Source organism: Colwellia psychrerythraea (assembly GCF_000764185.1).
GTDB lineage: Bacteria > Pseudomonadota > Gammaproteobacteria > Enterobacterales > Alteromonadaceae > Colwellia > Colwellia psychrerythraea_B.
In genome coordinates, this window is the sequence record NZ_JQEC01000001.1 from 36,940 (window position 1) to 53,444 (window position 16,505).

Sequence of the window (16,505 nt, forward strand, 5' to 3'; positions counted from 1 at the left end):
TAAAAAAACGGCCAATGTTATTAACATTGGCCGTTTTTATTAGCTGAAGTAAAACCAATAAGACTAACTAAGTGCTCACTTCATTAGTTTTGTTGGTTTTAGCTACATCTACTCATCCAGAGTTCAGGTTACTTAACTTCAATAATATTGAGTTGCTGCTCATCATTACTATAGTTTTTAGTCGATAAATCTTTTGGCGTTTCAATGGCAACTTCATCAAATGCGGTGTCACCACCGTTAATAATGCCGGAGCTACTATTAATTTCTTTAAAATTAAATAATTCACCGTCACATAAATGAGAAGGTACTACATTTTGCATGGCGGTAAACATCGACTCAATTCGGCCCGGAAACTGTTCTGACCAACCATTAAGCATGTGTTTAATGTTTTGTCTTTGCATATTCGGTTGAGAGCCACACAAATTACAGGGGATAATAGGAAACTGTTTTAGTTCACTGTATTGAATTAGTTCGCTTTCTTTACAAAAGGCTAAAGGGCGAATTACAACATGTTCACCATTGTCGGAAACAAGCTTTGCTGGCATTGCTTTCATTTTTCCGCCATAGAACATATTCAGCATTAGGGTTTCAATCATATCGTCACGATGATGTCCTAGCGCTATTTTAGTAGCGCCAATATTTTTAGCTGTTTTATATAAAATAGCGCGACGTAATCGCGAGCATAAACTACAAGTTGTTTTACCCTCAGGCACTTTATCTTTAACAATACCGTAAGTATTTTCTTCAACAATATGATATTCAATACCGAGTTTATCGAGATACTCGGGTAAAATATGCTCAGGAAAGCCCGGTTGCTTTTGATCTAAGTTAACGGCAACAAGGTCAAAGTGGATAGGGGCAGATTCTTTTAATAGCATCAAAATACTCAGCATTGCATAACTGTCTTTGCCGCCAGATAGACACACCATCACCTTATCGCCATCTTCAATCATGTTGTATTGGGCAATAGCTTGACCAACATGACGTCTAAGTTTTTTCTCTAACTTTATAAATTGCGTCTTTTGTGTAGGTGTAAGTGTGTTTTTAGGTAAGGTTAGTGCTGCTGCAGTCATGAGATTACTTTATTGATTGAAATTAACGGCGCGAATTATAGCAGTTTGAACAAAAATACCCAATGGATTACTTCTTTAAGGTATATAGGGAAAGAGTAGGTTAGTTATGGCACTGCTACTTTACTTAATATAAATTTTATTCAGTAACCGTTATATATGTTAGAATTTAACAATATTATTATTTAAAATTATTAGGCGTATTTCATGTCTGAACACTCAATTATCGACATTTGTGTTGAACCGATAGAACTTTATAAATTACTCAAAATCTCCAAAATAGTTGATGGCGGCGAAGCTAAAACCATGATCAGTGAAGGTAAGGTTTTAGTAAATAATGAAGTTGAAGTTCAAAAGCGTAAAAAAATTCGCAAGGGCGATATTATCAGCTACAACGGTGAAACGTTTGAGGTCGCTTTTAATCCCAGCAAAAAATCAGCAGAGTTTATTAGTACTGTAGTGTCAGCGACTAAAAAATCAAAACAGAAAAAAAGAGCGAAAAGTAAAAAGCCGGTTGTTTCATCAACATCGAGTAAAAAACCATCGGCCGAACGCTCGAAAAGCAAGTCAACTTCACTTTAATTATTAATCGGGGACAATTCAATTCCCCCGATGTTCTTAAGGAAGGGCATAAAATAGCTACAAGTTACCTGGTCATCCACGATAACTTGTAGCTTACTTGTAGATAATTAAATCAACACACTAAGCTTATTTACCTTTGTTAAGTTTAGTGATTGTTAGGCCTAAGCCTCGTTCACAACAAATTAGTCTACTCGATACCCCTTTATTATCACATTTGCAGGCGTACATGGATTGAAAGCGTACCTTTCAATCAGCTCAAGCTTTCTCTATTGATATTTTCGCCCATGCGGTGATGCATAATCACTTACATATTGTCGCTACCCCAGAGTAGTCTGACTTCACCAGTATTCAACTGCGCATCAAAGCCGCTATTGAAGATGGACAACCTACCTCATTATTACCCTTTAAGGGCAATGAACACCTACAAAAACCCACCAGCATTACGTTTTTGCTGACCAGACTATTTAACACTGGTTGATGAAACAGGACGAATCCTGCGTGATGATAAACGTGGTGCAATCAATACTAAAACTGTCCTCTAACTTTGCAGGTATCTTTACTGGCACAGTAGGCACAGCAGAGAATTTTGTGAATTTAGCGAGCATATTGAAGTGCGACGTACACATGGGGGAAGGTTAATTCAGAGCTAAATTGCAGTAAGTATATTGTATACATGTTGTTACACTTTTGTTACAGTTAAAGATAAGTACATAATATTTGCTAGTTGGGATGAAAGGCAATTCTGAACTTATCGTACTTTTATGTATTCATAATAATAGTTGTGAAAACTCAAAACAAACAAGAAAGTTAATAACAGTTTCCTTGAAAACTTGAGTAACTTTTTTGTTTAATAAAATAAACAACAGGACCTTTATACAAATGAAAAAATTTACAAAAAATACGTTAGCTTCTGCAGTTGGACTTGCTTTTATAGCCAGTATGTCAACAGCACATGCGGCACCACCAGCACGACTAATCGTTAAAAGTAATCCGGTTATGTCTGCATTTTCAACAGAATCTAGTGCTGATATGGTCATTGGTAAGATGAGCACTATGTCTGCCTTATCTAATACGTCGGTACAACAGGTAAAAACAACTTGGGATGGACGAAATGTAGTTGAGTTATCTGGAAACTTTACCGAAGCACAATTGGCACAAATTATTGCGAATATGGAATCCGATGCTTCTATTGATGAAGTTGAGATTGACCGGTTGATGTACCCAACAGCCACACCAAATGACCCAAGATATTCAGACCAGTGGCATTATTTTGATGCTACGGGTGGTATCAATGCCGATACGGCTTGGAATACCACTACTGGCGCAGGTGTAACCGTTGCTGTACTGGATACGGGTGTTATTTATCATAACGATTTAGTTGGAAATCTTGTCGGCGGTTATGATTTTGTTTCTAATGTTAATATGGGACGAGATGGAGATGGCCGTGATTCTGATCCTTCCGATCCAGGTGATAGCTATAACGGCGGTGGTAGTAGCTGGCATGGCACACACGTTGCGGGCACAATTGCTGCTGTTACCAATAACAACAACGGCGTTGCCGGTGTTGCTTACGGCGCGAAAATTCTCCCTGTAAGAGTATTAGGTGCCGGAGGTGGTTATTCCTCTGATATTACAGATGGTATTGTTTGGGCTGCGGGTGGTTATGTGGCAGGTATTCCTGTTAATAATAACCCAGCACAAGTTATCAACATGAGTTTAGGTGGCGCTGGTGCGTGTGGCTCACTCTATCAAAATGCAATAAACCAAGCGGTAAGTTTGGGTGCTGTTGTTGTGGTTGCCGCAGGTAATTCAGCGGTTGATGTTTCCGGCGCTACACCAGCAAACTGTAATAATGTTATTTCAGTTGCAGCGACAAACTCTTCAGGTAATCGAGCATCATTTTCTAACTATGGCTCTTTAATTGATGTTTCAGCACCGGGTGTAAACATTCTATCTACACATAATACCGGTTACTCTTCTCCTGGCGGTGATTCATACTCTACTATGTCAGGTACCAGTATGGCCGCTCCACATATTGCCGGTGTTGCTGCATTAGTTTATGCATCAGGTGTGGCAACAAGCCCTGCTGCGATTGAGTCGCGCATCGTAAATACGGCTCGTACATTCCCTGGTAGCTGTTATGGTTGTGGTTCCGGCATTGCTGATGCTAATGCTGCTGTTAACGGTGGTGGTAATGATCAAAATCAATCACCGGTTAGCCAAATTAATGGTCCTTATCAAGGAGACCTTAACTCAGCGGTTAGCTTTAGTAGTGCAGGAACCTTTGATCCCGATGGTAGCATTAGTAGCTACAGTTGGGACTTTGGTGACGGGTATACCAGTAATCAAGCAAACCCAACACATAGCTATACAAGTGAAAATACGTTCAATGTTTCGTTAACAGTCTCTGATAATAAAGGGGCTACGGCTACTGCCAATACAACGGCTGTTATTAGTAATAATGTAACAGCTGTTCTTGAGAACGGTATTCCTGTTAACGGCTTATCTGCCAATACAGGCCAGTCTGTTGATTACACCTTTGAAGTCCCAGCTAACGCAACTGAACTTGTTATCTCTGCAAGTGGTGGTAGCGGTGATGCAGACTTATATGCTCGCTTTGGCTCTGCACCAACAGATGCACAATACGATTGTCGTCCATATCTTGGGGGTAACAATGAAACCTGTAATGTGAGTAATCCACAAGCAGGTACTTGGTATATCAGTGCTAAAGCTTATGCTTCATTCTCAGGTTTAACATTACAAGCAAGTTTCCAAGGTGGTAATACAATACCGAATAAACCTCCTGTTGCAAATTCTGGTGGTCCATATACGGGTATTGAAGGACAACCTATCACTTTCATCGGTTCAGCTTCATATGATACTGATGGTGCAATTGCTACATACAACTGGGATTTTGGTGATGGTACAACGAGTAACCAAGCAGATCCTAGTCACAGTTACAGCGTTTCAGGAAGCTATAGTGTTGTATTAACCGTTACAGATAATAAAGGTAGCTCAACGACAACTAACACTACCGCAGAGATTAAAGCCAGTGGCGGTAAAGGTGTATTAGAGAATGGTGTTTCGGTTACTACATCAGGAAATACGGGAAGTGAAGATAATTACACCCTTCAAGTTCCATCAGGTGCCAATGATTTAGTGATTAAAACTAATGGTGGCTCTGGTGATGGTGATCTTTTTGTGCGTTTTGGCTCTGCTCCAACAGCAAGTAGCTACGATTGTCGTCCCTACTTAAGTGGTAACAATGAAACGTGTACCATTGTCAATGCTCAAGCAGGTACATACTATGTAATGGTTCAAGGTTATAGTAGCTATTCAACAACGTTAACAGCTAGTTACACCAGTGGTGGTACACCTATCCCTAATGTTCCTCCTGTATCGGATGCGGGTGGACCATACTCAGGAACTGTTAACGCTGAGATTAGTTTTGTTGGTAGTAATTCTTTTGATAATGATGGCCAGATTACCACGTACAACTGGAACTTCGGTGACGGTAGTAGTATCAGCCAAGCTAATCCAAATCATGTATATACGACAGCAGGAACCTACACAGCAACACTTACGGTAACTGATGATAAGGGCGCAACTGCAACGTCATCTTCATTAGTAACGGTTGTAGAAAGTCCTCTGCCTATTGGTCTAGCTGATGCTTGTACTTCACAATCACCACAAGATTACATTACCGCATCAAATGGTTCACCTATTTGTGTTACTAGTGGCTCGGGGGGAAATTTATATTTCTACTTCGACAGTAATGGTTCAAGTTCGGCAACTATTCGTACTGAACACGGTACGGGTGATGCAAACATTTATTATCGTCAAGATTCTTGGCCTTCAGCGTCACAATTTATGTTGAAGTCAGATAATACAGCAAATACTGAGAGCATTACTGTGAATAATTTAACTGATGGCTGGCACTATATTATGGTTAGTGGCAACCATAGTGGCTTAACAATACAAGTTGATCATCAGTAAAAATCGTTAAATTGATTAACTGTTAATAATGGCGGCTAAAAGCTACCAGTAAATAGTAAAGACCAGTAGTTTATCTACTGGTCTTTTCATTTATAAGTAACAACCTTTTTCATTAACAACTAAGGCAATGGACTAATTTTTCTCTTTTTTTAAAGTAATAGTCGGCAGACAACCCAAATTTAATTTATAAAAATTTATCAGATTACGGCCTTTATTAATAAGACGTAAACTTAATACCACTTTTAAAGTGGTTGGTTTAACTCAACTAAGACAACAACTGGCTGCCATTAAAGCGTGAAGTTATCATGGGTGGCAGATTTAATCCTGGCTTCAGGACACTTAGCTCAGGAGAATGTGCATTCTGTATTCACTATTAAGGTACTTCCTGTACAGTCTGCATTGTCTTATAAGTGCCGTCCATGGCACGTCCGATTAAAACACCACGGGGATGACGATCCTGAGCCAAGTGCATAAGCATGTTGTTTTAAATATGAATGTCCCGATCTATGGTTTTAACTTTGATTTACATGGGAATTATTTTTAGTTTTATTGACAAAGAATAACAATTAGGTGATTGTCTTCGTGTCAGAATACAAATAATAAAAGAATCAAAATACCTACGCGAAAGGATCACGCGCTTGCCAGCTAAATTTTATAATGAAAATGCTAATGAGTTAGCCCAGCAATACCTGTCAAAAACATTTGATGAGGTACATCAAAGTTGGTCGCAATTTTTGCCAAGCATTATAAAAAATTCCAATGCACGTATTCTAGACTTAGGTGCTGGCTCAGGCCGAGACTCAAAACACCTTGCTGAGTTAGCAGCCAAAGAATATGGCGATGATGTTTTTAAGTAAATCATCATGCTGCAAAACACTATCAGTACAAATAATTACCAAAACTTTACATGTTTACTGTTGTTTCATTGATTGAAACATTTATGATCACACAATCATGTGTTAAGTGTTCTCTTGTAATATAAAACAAAGGCTTCTTGAGTTAGCGAATATAAGTGTATTGTTATCTATTTATTTAGTTTTTAGAACCAAGATCAACATTAAGATAAAACATCAGAATATAATTGTTTGTAATTCATGTAATTAAAAAATTTCAATTGAGTGATAGGATTTACTCTCTACCCAATAACCATAGGAAAAATAATGGAAGTCGTAAATTTACCAAATGAACAAGCTGCAATACTAGCTAGCTCTTTAACAGCAGTGGTTTGCATGTTCATAATCATTGCATTCTTCTTGGCACTATTTAACCTCAAACGAGGGCGGGCTTCAGATTATGTTTCATATACCCCAGCATTACTTACATCATTAGGGATTTTTGGTACCTTTGCGGGGATCGTTATTGGTCTTATGGCATTCGATGCTAATAACATTGATGGCAGTATCGAAGGGCTTTTAAACGGTCTGAAAACAGCGTTCTTAACTAGCTTAGTTGGAATTATACTCTCTATAGTATTTAAGGTGCTTCAAACATCTGGAGTTATATCTGCACCACGAAATATTGAAGAAGTATCATCCGCAACACCTGAAGATATACTAGGGGCTATTCAGCACCAAGGGAAATCAATAGAGAGCCTGGTTACTGCAATAGGGGGCGATAGTGATGGTTCAATATTAAGCCAGCTAAAACTTCTGCGTGGAGATATCAATGATAACCAAAAGATAGCGATAAAATCTCAGCAAGAAGCTGCTGAAACTCTTAAAGTAATGAATGAACAACTCTCATTTCAGCAGGAAAACTTCATTAACTTTTCCGATAAGCTCTGGATTAAAATGCAAGATTTTGCAGACATGCTTTCTAAATCTGCGACTGAAACAGTAATAGAAGCGCTTAAGCAAGTTATAACTGATTTCAATAATAATTTGACTGAGCAATTTGGTGAAAACTTCAAACAACTTAATGAATCTGTTAAAGAGTTAGTTGTGTGGCAGGAAAATTACAAAGTCCAAATTGGAGAAATGACAGAACAGTATAAGTTGGGGGTTACCTCCATCACAGCAACAGAAGCTTCAGTTACTGCGATTAGCCAAGAATCTAAGGCCATTCCTGAAACTATGACTGACTTAAAGCAGATTATGGAAGTAAATAACCATCAATTATCAGAGCTTGAAAATCATTTAGCCGCATTTAAAGATATTCGAGATAAAGCAGTTGAAGCAGTACCTGAAATTCGTAAACAGATTGATGATACGGTTAAAACAATAGCTGAATCTGTAGAGTCTGCGAGCAGCCATTATAATGCTTTATTAACAGAGTCTGACAAATATATTCAAAGCCACATCTCTGCATCAAATGACTTGCTTGATAAGTTTGTATCAAACAGTAAAGAGGGTGTAGAAATAATAGGTGAGAAGCTAGCGGAGAGTGCTATTAAGGTTGAAAAAGTTATTACTGGTGGTGCGGAGGAATTCGAGACACAAGTTAAATTAACTAATGAAAGCTTACAAGCAACGACCCATGAGGTTAGTGATAATACGGTGAAAATTAGAGAGGAATTAGACCATACGGTTAAAGAGCTAAGTATTAATGTTAGAGATATGGTTAATGGCCTTATTGATGATTCGAAGATGATGGCTAAAACCTTAACCGATGCGAATAATGCGTTAATAGCTGATACCTCATCAGTTAGAGATAGTGTTACTCAAAGTATTGAAAATATGCAAAAGCGACTTGAGTCATCATTAGAAGATGTCTTTGCTTCACAAACACAGCATATGAGTAAAGTTTTCTCAAATATTGATGTAAGTCTTAAGGATCAAGTTGGAAAAACTGGCGAGGCAGTTGAAAAACAATTAGGTATGATTGATCAATCTATGCAGCAAGAGCTTAACCGTGTGATGAGTGAAATGGGCAAAGCACTCGGTCAAATAAGTAACCAATTTGTAAAAGACTATTCGAAGTTAGTAAACCAAATGAATTCAGTAGTACAGGCAGCATAGATTATGTCTTCACTTGACTCTATTTTTGGTTCGTCACAACACAAAGAAGATGGCGAACATTGGTTAACTGTGTCAGATCTTATGGCAGGTTTGATGATGGTTTTCTTATTTATAGCCATTGCATTTATGCGTCATGTATCAATTGAACGGGATAAAATAAAAGATGTTGCTGTAGCCTATCAACAAAACCAAGTTGCCATATTCGATGCTCTAAATTCAGAATTCGAAAATGATTTAGTATCTTGGCAAGCATCTATAGACAAAGAAACCTTGTCATTTCAGTTTGATTCACCTGAAGTGTTATTTGCTAGTGGTGAAAGCTCTTTAAAAGTTAAATTTGAACAAATATTATCTGACTTTATCCCTCGTTATTTACATGTCTTAGACAAATATCAAAGCAGCATTGATGAAGTGCGGATTGAAGGTCATACATCCTCCGAGTGGGGCGTTGGTACTCATCCAGATGATGCTTACTTCTTTAACATGTATCTGTCTCAAAATAGAACCGGCAGTGTACTGAACTATTCGTATTTTCTTTCTAAATTATCTAGTGAGCAAAGAGCATGGATTAAATCTTCTTTTGCGGCGGTAGGTTTAGCTTCTTCACATTTAAAGCTGAACAAAGACGGCACAGAAAATAAACAAAAATCTCGTCGGGTATCTTTTCGTGTTATTACCAATGCCGACATCCAAATCCGCAAAATTGTTGAAGGCTTATAAATGAGGCTAACTGTTGATTTATCTTCACTTCAACAAGCAGTGAAAGCCATGGGGGCAGAGCGCATTGATTTTGAGCTTTCAAGTGAACTGACCCCAATTGAACCTATAGATACTCAATTGGGAGAAGGGCTTGAAGTAAACCTGGAGGAAATAGAGTTTGAAACTGGGCTTGCTAGTTACCAGGGCAGACAAGTATTGCTTTATATTAGAGATCATGGAGGCCGGGTATCAACAGCTCTTAATGATGGCTCTAAAGGAAATAAATACCATATTGCAGATTGTGGAACTCTAGCTGAAATGAGAGCAAAAGGTAGGTTTGACAGGTATGTTGTAACTAATAAACTATCAGGGCAGTTTCATATTTCAGGAGATGATTGGGAAACTAATCAACATACCGAAGGTGAAGCGAATCTCAAAGTGTGTAAAAACTGTTTGGCCCACTTGAACTATCAAGGATATAAAAACAAGGTTAGGGGACCAATTTTCAACGCTTTTGATTTAACAGACTTTTTTGATACATACAGCTCATTTTTCAAGTTTATGCCGTCAGGTGCTGCAAATAAAAATATCGGCTACAGTAAGGATTGGGATGTTTTGTCTAGAAAAACACGTGAAAAATTTAACTATCAATGTCAACAATGTGCTCTTGATCTTAATCAGCATAAAAGGCTACTGCATGTTCATCATATTAATGGCGTTAAGTCAGATAATAGCAGTAGTAACCTGACCCCATTGTGCTGTGACTGTCACCGGAAACAGCCCCTTCATCAACACATGTTTATTAAACATGAAGATAGTAAACGAATTTCGCAATTAAGACGGTCACAAGGGCTTAACATTAACAAAAGCTGGCAAGATGTTTATGACCATGCAGATCCGGGTATGCACGGTGTTATAGGTTTACTTGAAAAATATTATGTTTCTCTACCTGAAGTAGGAGAAGATATTAAGAATAACAAACAATATACTGTAGCAGGATTAGAATTAGCATGGCCGTTAAAGAAAGTAGGTATAGCTATTGACAAGCCTGAAGCTATTGCTGCAACAAAGCAAGGCTGGAAAATCTACAGTATGCGTCATGCACTGAGCCAAATTGAGCAACTAGTGAGTAGTTTGCGGTAATGATAAACCCTATTGAATGGGGGCATTAATAGAGCAGAGATTGAGAAAGATACTAATTTCCCAAATTAACAACGTAATTATTTTTATTTAATGTAATATAATTTCCAATTTTAAAATAACAAGAAACCTTTATTTGTGAATACCTTATAGAATTAATGGGATGATATACACTTTAATTGTTTTTATTCATATGGTTAGGTATGATTTTTAGCGAGTCTATAGTTATCTAACCAACCGCCAACTTAGCCGTCTCATACCACAAATATGCTGGTATGGGATGTTTTAACTTCCAAGTTATTCATCGGCTGACTCCCTTCAGATTTAACAAAATCTACAGGGCCAAAGTTAACAAACCCCATGGTTCTGCCATTTTCATATTTGCCTTGCTCACGTACAAATAGTAGAAAGGTTTTCTTTGTTTCTTGCTGCGTTATATAACCTAACCCTCGGCCTGAATTGGATCTGGCGCTATTTTGTGTTTACCAATGGAACAAGGTCGGACTAATGCCGTAGTTATGATACATGGTTGTTGCTGAGAACTGCTTTTCACACTTATTCAAAGTCACAAATAACAATTCGGTATTTGCGTTAGCGATATTTAAAACACCTTCACCACTCGATGACTTTTCGGGGGATTACCATCTTTGTAAGTATTCAATTTTATTTCTTACAAAGACTCACACTTACACAACGTTTATCCAACTCAATATTACAACCTTTCTCACCTTAAATTTGTAAAGTAATCAAGCATATAAATCACTTAGATAAATAAATGGATTAAATATTTATGATGACTTTTAGAAAATCGAAAATGACTATCGCGATAAGCTTAACATTAGTGCTTGGCGTCGCGGGGTGTAACTCAGATAATATTAAAGCTGGCACCACTGAAATTCAATGGACAAGTTATGGTGTGCCGCATATCAAAGCCGATAATTACACCGACTTAGGTGAAGGTTTAGGCTATGTCATGGCAAAAGATCGCTATTGTAATGTGGTTGATACGGTAATTACGGCTAAAAGTGAGCGGGCAAAATATTTAGGCGCTGGTATAAATGACAGCAATATAAATTCAGATTTTGCCTATTTACATGTAGGTACCTATCAGCAAGCACGTGACACTTTTCAGCAATTAGACAGTAGAACACAAGCATTAATGCGAGGTTTTGCTAGTGGCTTTAATCATGCCATTGAAAATAGCCAGGAGTATGATGGTGATTGCGAAACCAAGTTACAAGCTATAGATCATGTAGATGTATTAGCAATAAATATATCAATGAATTACTGGCCTTTTATCGGTGAATACTTTCAAGAAATTGGCATGGCTGAAAAGCCGAAGTTACAAAGAGTGGAGCAGTTATTCAATCGTCCTAAAAGCCTTGCTGACTTGGCAAAAGGCAGTAATGGTTGGGCACTGGGCAAAGAGATGACTTCAACGGGAAAGGGCATGTTATTGTCCAATACACATTTGCCGCACGAAGGTAATTTTTATTGGTATGAAGCGCATTTAACTATACCGGATACACTCAATGTTTATGGTGGATTTCTCCCTGGGTTTATTACGCCAGCATTAGGGTTTAATGATACTTTTTCTTGGACGCATACGTGGACAGCTGCAACCACAGGCTCTTTATATACACTTACCCCTTCATCGAATAATCAACTGTCCTATCAATATGGTGATGAAGAGAAACAATTAACCGCTACAGATTATCAAATTAACCTGAAAAATCCAGATGGGACATTAGAGGAGGTTAATCGTACCTTGTATGCAAGTCACTATGGTCCAATGATTTCGTTTGATATAGATGGTCAAATGGTTACCATTAAAGATGCACCTAGCCTACTAAAAGATAAAGCTGACTATTGGCTAAAATTAGCATTAAGTGAAAATGTTGCGCAAGCGGTGAGCTTAAATGAGCAAGGGTATCGTACCGGCTCGCAAAATATCATCATGGCAGATACTCATGGTGATACCTTTTATGCTGACTTAGCCTCGGTGCCCAACTTAAGTGATGATGCTTGGCAACTCATAGAGCAAACACCACAATTACGTGAATATTCGGGCGAATTACTCGATGGTTCAAATCCTATTTTTGAATGGCAACAACTTGTGTCATTTGAAGAACTACCCAAACGTTATTCAGATACCTACGTACAAAACGCAAATGAATCACCTTGGTTAGTAAATATGATGGAGCCGCTCGTTAACTATTCACCTTTATATGGTGAAAGTGAATATGAACAATCGGCCAGAACACAGTTAAGTTTAGTAATGCTCGAAAACCTTAAGCAAGGTAACGAAAAAGTAAAATTAGAGGATTTACAGCACGTCATGGCTGATAAACGTGTTTATTGGGCTGAACTGTTGGTTGATGATTTAGTTGAGCGTTGTCAAACCTATCCTGAATATCAAATTGACGAACAGGTTGTTAACTTACAACCTGCATGTGAGGTATTGGCTAATTGGGATAAAAAAGCCAATCTGAATAGTATTGGCAGCCATATCTTTAGAGAATATGCTACCTTGCTACAAGTGTATAAATATGAAGAGGGCTGTGACGATGTCTGTTGGCGAGATGATTTTGATGTGTCTAAACCATTAACAACACCAGGCAGGTTACCTGCAGTACTTGATGTGAATGAAGACTTACATTTAACTGCTTTAGCCAGCGCAGTATTAATCATCGCTGAAGCTAGTATTGATGTTAATGCTAGTTTAAGCAACTATCAGCAGTTAGTTAAAGGTGATAAATCTTATCCTATTGCTGGTGGTATCGGCGACTTAACAGGAAGTTTTAGCACGGTTAATGTTGGCACAATCGACGCGAAAGAATATTATTCTTATACGGGTATTAGCGATAGTGGTTATGACGTTAATGTTGGTGATGGCTTTGTGTTTCTGCTCGAATTTACCGAGCAAGGCTTAAATGCAAACAGCGTACTTTTATATAGTCAGTCGAATAATCCTCAATCAGCACACTACTTTGATCAAGCGCCGTTAATTGCTGGAGCTACATACAAACCCGTTCGCTTTACTGAGCAAAGTATTAAAGACGATAGCAACCTAACAACAGAAACCTTAACCATAAAATAAGCTGCTATTAGGCACTGAAATATTTAAATTCTTGGATGTCTTAGGGGCTGTATTCGGGGTTGTTGCACCACTAAAGTTACACAAAAAGACATTTTAAGGCCGATTCTTAATGAATCGGCCTTTTTCGTTTTGTTACTAGGGGCTGTGGATCTTTACTTGGCTTATGTTGATTTAAACCCTGTTCGCGCAAAGATTTCCGATACACCTGAGCAATCAGCTTTTACCAGTATTCAATTACGAATAAAAGCTGCAATAAAAGGCACACAACCACAATCGTTGTTATCTTTTACGGGTAATGAGCACCAACACAAAAAAATAGGTATCAGCTTTAGTTTAAAAGACTACTTAACCCTTGTGGGTGAAACAGGACGAATTTTGCGTGATGATAAACGTGGCGCTATTAGTGTAAAAGCGATAAACATCCTAGTAAGGCTACACATCAGAGCATTTGTGTGAATTTAGCGAACATGTAGGTTTGCAACGAGCTCATGGTATAGCCAATGCCCAAGCCAGTTTGAACACAGCATAACTCTATCTATTAATGAGTATAAAAAGAAAGGTTACCCTAGGGGGGGAGGGTGTTACTGTATTTTATATTTGGTGGTTTTATCGATATTAGTCGCAAGTTGTTAGTAAATGCGGATTTACTTGCTAGGTACATTTTTATTCGATGAGTATGCAACCAATAATACAAATATTAGAATTTTTTTATTGCTTGAAGTTATTATGGGTGGCATGGTTAATTGCCAGCCATTATCATCCTACTCCGTCACCTAATGATATCTACTGCGACCAGTGATAGCATTAGGTTTGACACTAATGCTATCACTTAATGCACATTGAAGACACTAAGCTTACTTGAATACGAATGACAACTTTCTGATTATATAGCGGACATAATTTATTAAGTCTATCTCACTATGGGGCAGATTGCGTCTCAGGAAATATAACTAACTTTACACTAAAGTAGTGGCCAGAATTCCTGTACGACCACATACAGGCAATTATCTGCTTAGCCTATAAAAAATAAAACACTGTAAACTCAATATGGTAGAGTATGTAAAAATTATATTTTAGATGGAATTAATTATGCCTATGAAAAAAGTCTTTATATCGTACACTTGGGAATCAGAGGAACACCGTGAGTGGGTTCAGAAATTAGCCTATTATTTGGAGCAGTTTCCAGATCTTCATGTAGTTTGGGATATGTTTGATCTTGATTCTTCTAATGATAAAAATGAATTTATGGAAAAAGCAGTCTATGACGTTGATTATGTGTTAATAGTAGCGACTAAAAAATATCAAGAAAAAGCTGATTATCGAAATGGAGGCGTTGGAATTGAAACATATCTAAATGTGGCTAAACACTGGAATGATTTGCTGGATAAGACCAAACAAAAATCGCATTCAATAGTTTTAGAAAAAGATAAAGACTCAACACCTCGTTATCTAAAAGGGCATTTTCATGTGGACTTTTCGAATGACGATATATTTGAAAATAATTGTGAACAGCTTTTAAATCAAATTAATGGTAATCAAAAAATAGCTAGACCTGAAAAAATAAAAACACTATCTACATCAAAAAAAAAAGTTATAAGCTGACCAAAGCATCTGAACTTATATCAATTAAGTTCCCATCAAGAGATATAATAGTTTCAGAGCAGGATGGGACTAATTTTAAACCAGGAAACAGAATTAAATTTGAAATTTGGAATAGTTCCCATTTCTTTCCAATAACGATAGTACTTCTTCATCCAAATATTAACATGAGACAAACCCTTGAGTTTATAGCTGAGACTATAGTGGAAAGATCAATACCGATAAAAAACCTACTAGTTTTAAGTGAAACATCAAAGAGAGATACATTAGTATCTCTTTTGCAAAAATATTCACCCGCAGAATATAGCTCTATAGAAGCTAAAGAAATTACTTATAGTGACTATATTTGGAAGGATTGTTTAGCTGATGAATTTAAAAAAATAGAACCGCAAGGTGAAACCGATTGTTATATCCCCCAACAGATTGAAAGTAATCAAGTCATATATGATTCAGCAGTATCATTTCTAACTAATGAGTTAAAAGAGAATAGTGATTTTATTTGTCACTTATTAATTGGTGGTGGTGGTATAGGAAAGAGTTCGTTGTGTTGTGCTCTTGTGACAGCCCTAGAGAAAGAAGGCAATACAATCCCGTTCTTGATCAGTTCGGAAGAAATTAGAAACTATACAGAAGATAACAACTATAACCCCGATTTCATCCATGGACCCTATGAATTGTATGAAATTCAATCGAAGTGCAACGATTATAAAAGTACTATGGAAAGAAAGCTATTCAACTTAGCTTTGTTGAGCGGAAACATTACAATAATTATTGATGGCTTAGATGAATTTCCTTCAATTTTTGGAGGGAAATTTGATACAAAAGTATTCTTAGATTCTGTTTCTGAAATACATTCAGAGCTTGGGAAAAGTAAAATTATTATTACTTCTCGAGATCAAAAATTCCTTGAAAATAATGAAATTCTAAACCTTAATTTTAATAAATTTGAGTTACTTGGTTTTACAGAGCAAACTTGTAAAAAATACTTACGCAGAAGGTTTGCAGAGCATGAAGATCGAATTGAAATTAGTAATGAAATATTTAAAAAATTTCAAAAAAGCTCTTTAGCTAAGACGGATCGTATAGTGCCTTTTTTCGCTGAGGTTTTATGCAATATTTATGATGATATTAAAAGTGTTGAAGAAGTAAAGACTAAGTTAATCGACTCGAATTTACCATACGAATGTTTGAACACTCTAACAGATAAAATTATTTATTCTGTATTTATTAGAGAAGAAATTAGACACATTTATCCAATATCAGCGTTGGAAATGTTTGAAATATTTTGTACTTTTACTGCAAAATATGGAAAAAATTGGGAATTAACAAATTTAAAGTCAGATTTAAAGATGAGTTATGATG

The 16,505-nt window shown here is 37.1% G+C and carries 10 protein-coding genes and 2 pseudogenes; 10 read left to right on the top strand and 2 right to left on the bottom strand.

Annotated features, from left to right (window positions below; genetic code table 11):
* Nucleotides 1-128 precede the first annotated feature (128 nt).
* Nucleotides 129-1,073 (bottom strand): tRNA 2-thiocytidine(32) synthetase TtcA, encoded by a 945-nt coding sequence (gene ttcA, locus GAB14E_RS22175; protein ID WP_033080204.1) that lies wholly within the window; start codon nt 1,071-1,073, stop codon nt 129-131.
* Nucleotides 1,074-1,277: 204 nt separating this feature from the next.
* On the opposite strand from ttcA, the gene GAB14E_RS22170 reads away from it, so the two are divergent.
* From GAB14E_RS22170 to GAB14E_RS22150, 6 genes are all read left to right on the top strand, one after another.
* Entirely contained in the window at nt 1,278-1,652 is a 375-nt protein-coding gene (locus tag GAB14E_RS22170; protein ID WP_033080205.1) for an RNA-binding S4 domain-containing protein, read from the top strand.
* 879 nt (nt 1,653-2,531) lie between these two features.
* Nucleotides 2,532-5,648 (top strand): PKD domain-containing protein, encoded by a 3,117-nt coding sequence (locus tag GAB14E_RS25425; RefSeq protein WP_081967654.1) that lies wholly within the window; start codon nt 2,532-2,534, stop codon nt 5,646-5,648.
* Between the two features lie 638 nt (nt 5,649-6,286).
* On the top strand, nt 6,287-6,505 hold the full coding sequence (locus GAB14E_RS22165) for a methyltransferase domain-containing protein (protein ID WP_033080207.1): 219 nt from the start codon (nt 6,287-6,289) through the stop codon (nt 6,503-6,505).
* Nucleotides 6,506-6,808: 303 nt separating this feature from the next.
* Entirely contained in the window at nt 6,809-8,605 is a 1,797-nt protein-coding gene (locus tag GAB14E_RS22160) for a synaptonemal complex protein 1 (RefSeq protein ID WP_033080208.1), read from the top strand.
* Between the two features lie 3 nt (nt 8,606-8,608).
* Nucleotides 8,609-9,325, top strand: coding sequence for an OmpA/MotB family protein (locus tag GAB14E_RS22155; RefSeq protein WP_033080209.1), 717 nt, complete (start codon nt 8,609-8,611; stop codon nt 9,323-9,325).
* Entirely contained in the window at nt 9,326-10,447 is a 1,122-nt protein-coding gene (locus GAB14E_RS22150; protein WP_033080210.1) for an HNH endonuclease, read from the top strand.
* Between the two features lie 226 nt (nt 10,448-10,673).
* On the opposite strand, the pseudogene GAB14E_RS24370 reads toward GAB14E_RS22150, so the two are convergent.
* Nucleotides 10,674-11,076: pseudogene (locus GAB14E_RS24370) on the bottom strand (DUF3427 domain-containing protein); the annotation flags it as partial.
* A 158-nt stretch (nt 11,077-11,234) separates the two neighbouring features.
* On the opposite strand from GAB14E_RS24370, the gene GAB14E_RS22145 reads away from it, so the two are divergent.
* The 4 genes and pseudogenes from GAB14E_RS22145 to GAB14E_RS22135 form a co-directional block, all read left to right on the top strand.
* Complete coding sequence (locus GAB14E_RS22145) at nt 11,235-13,544, top strand: penicillin acylase family protein (protein WP_081967655.1); 2,310 nt, start codon at nt 11,235-11,237, stop codon at nt 13,542-13,544.
* 141 nt (nt 13,545-13,685) lie between these two features.
* A pseudogene (locus tag GAB14E_RS23660) lies at nt 13,686-14,073 on the top strand (transposase); the annotation flags it as partial.
* A 560-nt stretch (nt 14,074-14,633) separates the two neighbouring features.
* Nucleotides 14,634-15,146: a TIR domain-containing protein gene (locus GAB14E_RS22140; RefSeq protein ID WP_033080212.1), complete on the top strand. Its 513-nt coding sequence runs from the start codon at nt 14,634-14,636 to the stop codon at nt 15,144-15,146.
* 164 nt (nt 15,147-15,310) lie between these two features.
* Nucleotides 15,311-16,505 (top strand): NACHT domain-containing protein (locus tag GAB14E_RS22135; RefSeq protein ID WP_033080213.1); only part of this gene is annotated, 1,195 nt, incomplete at its 3' end.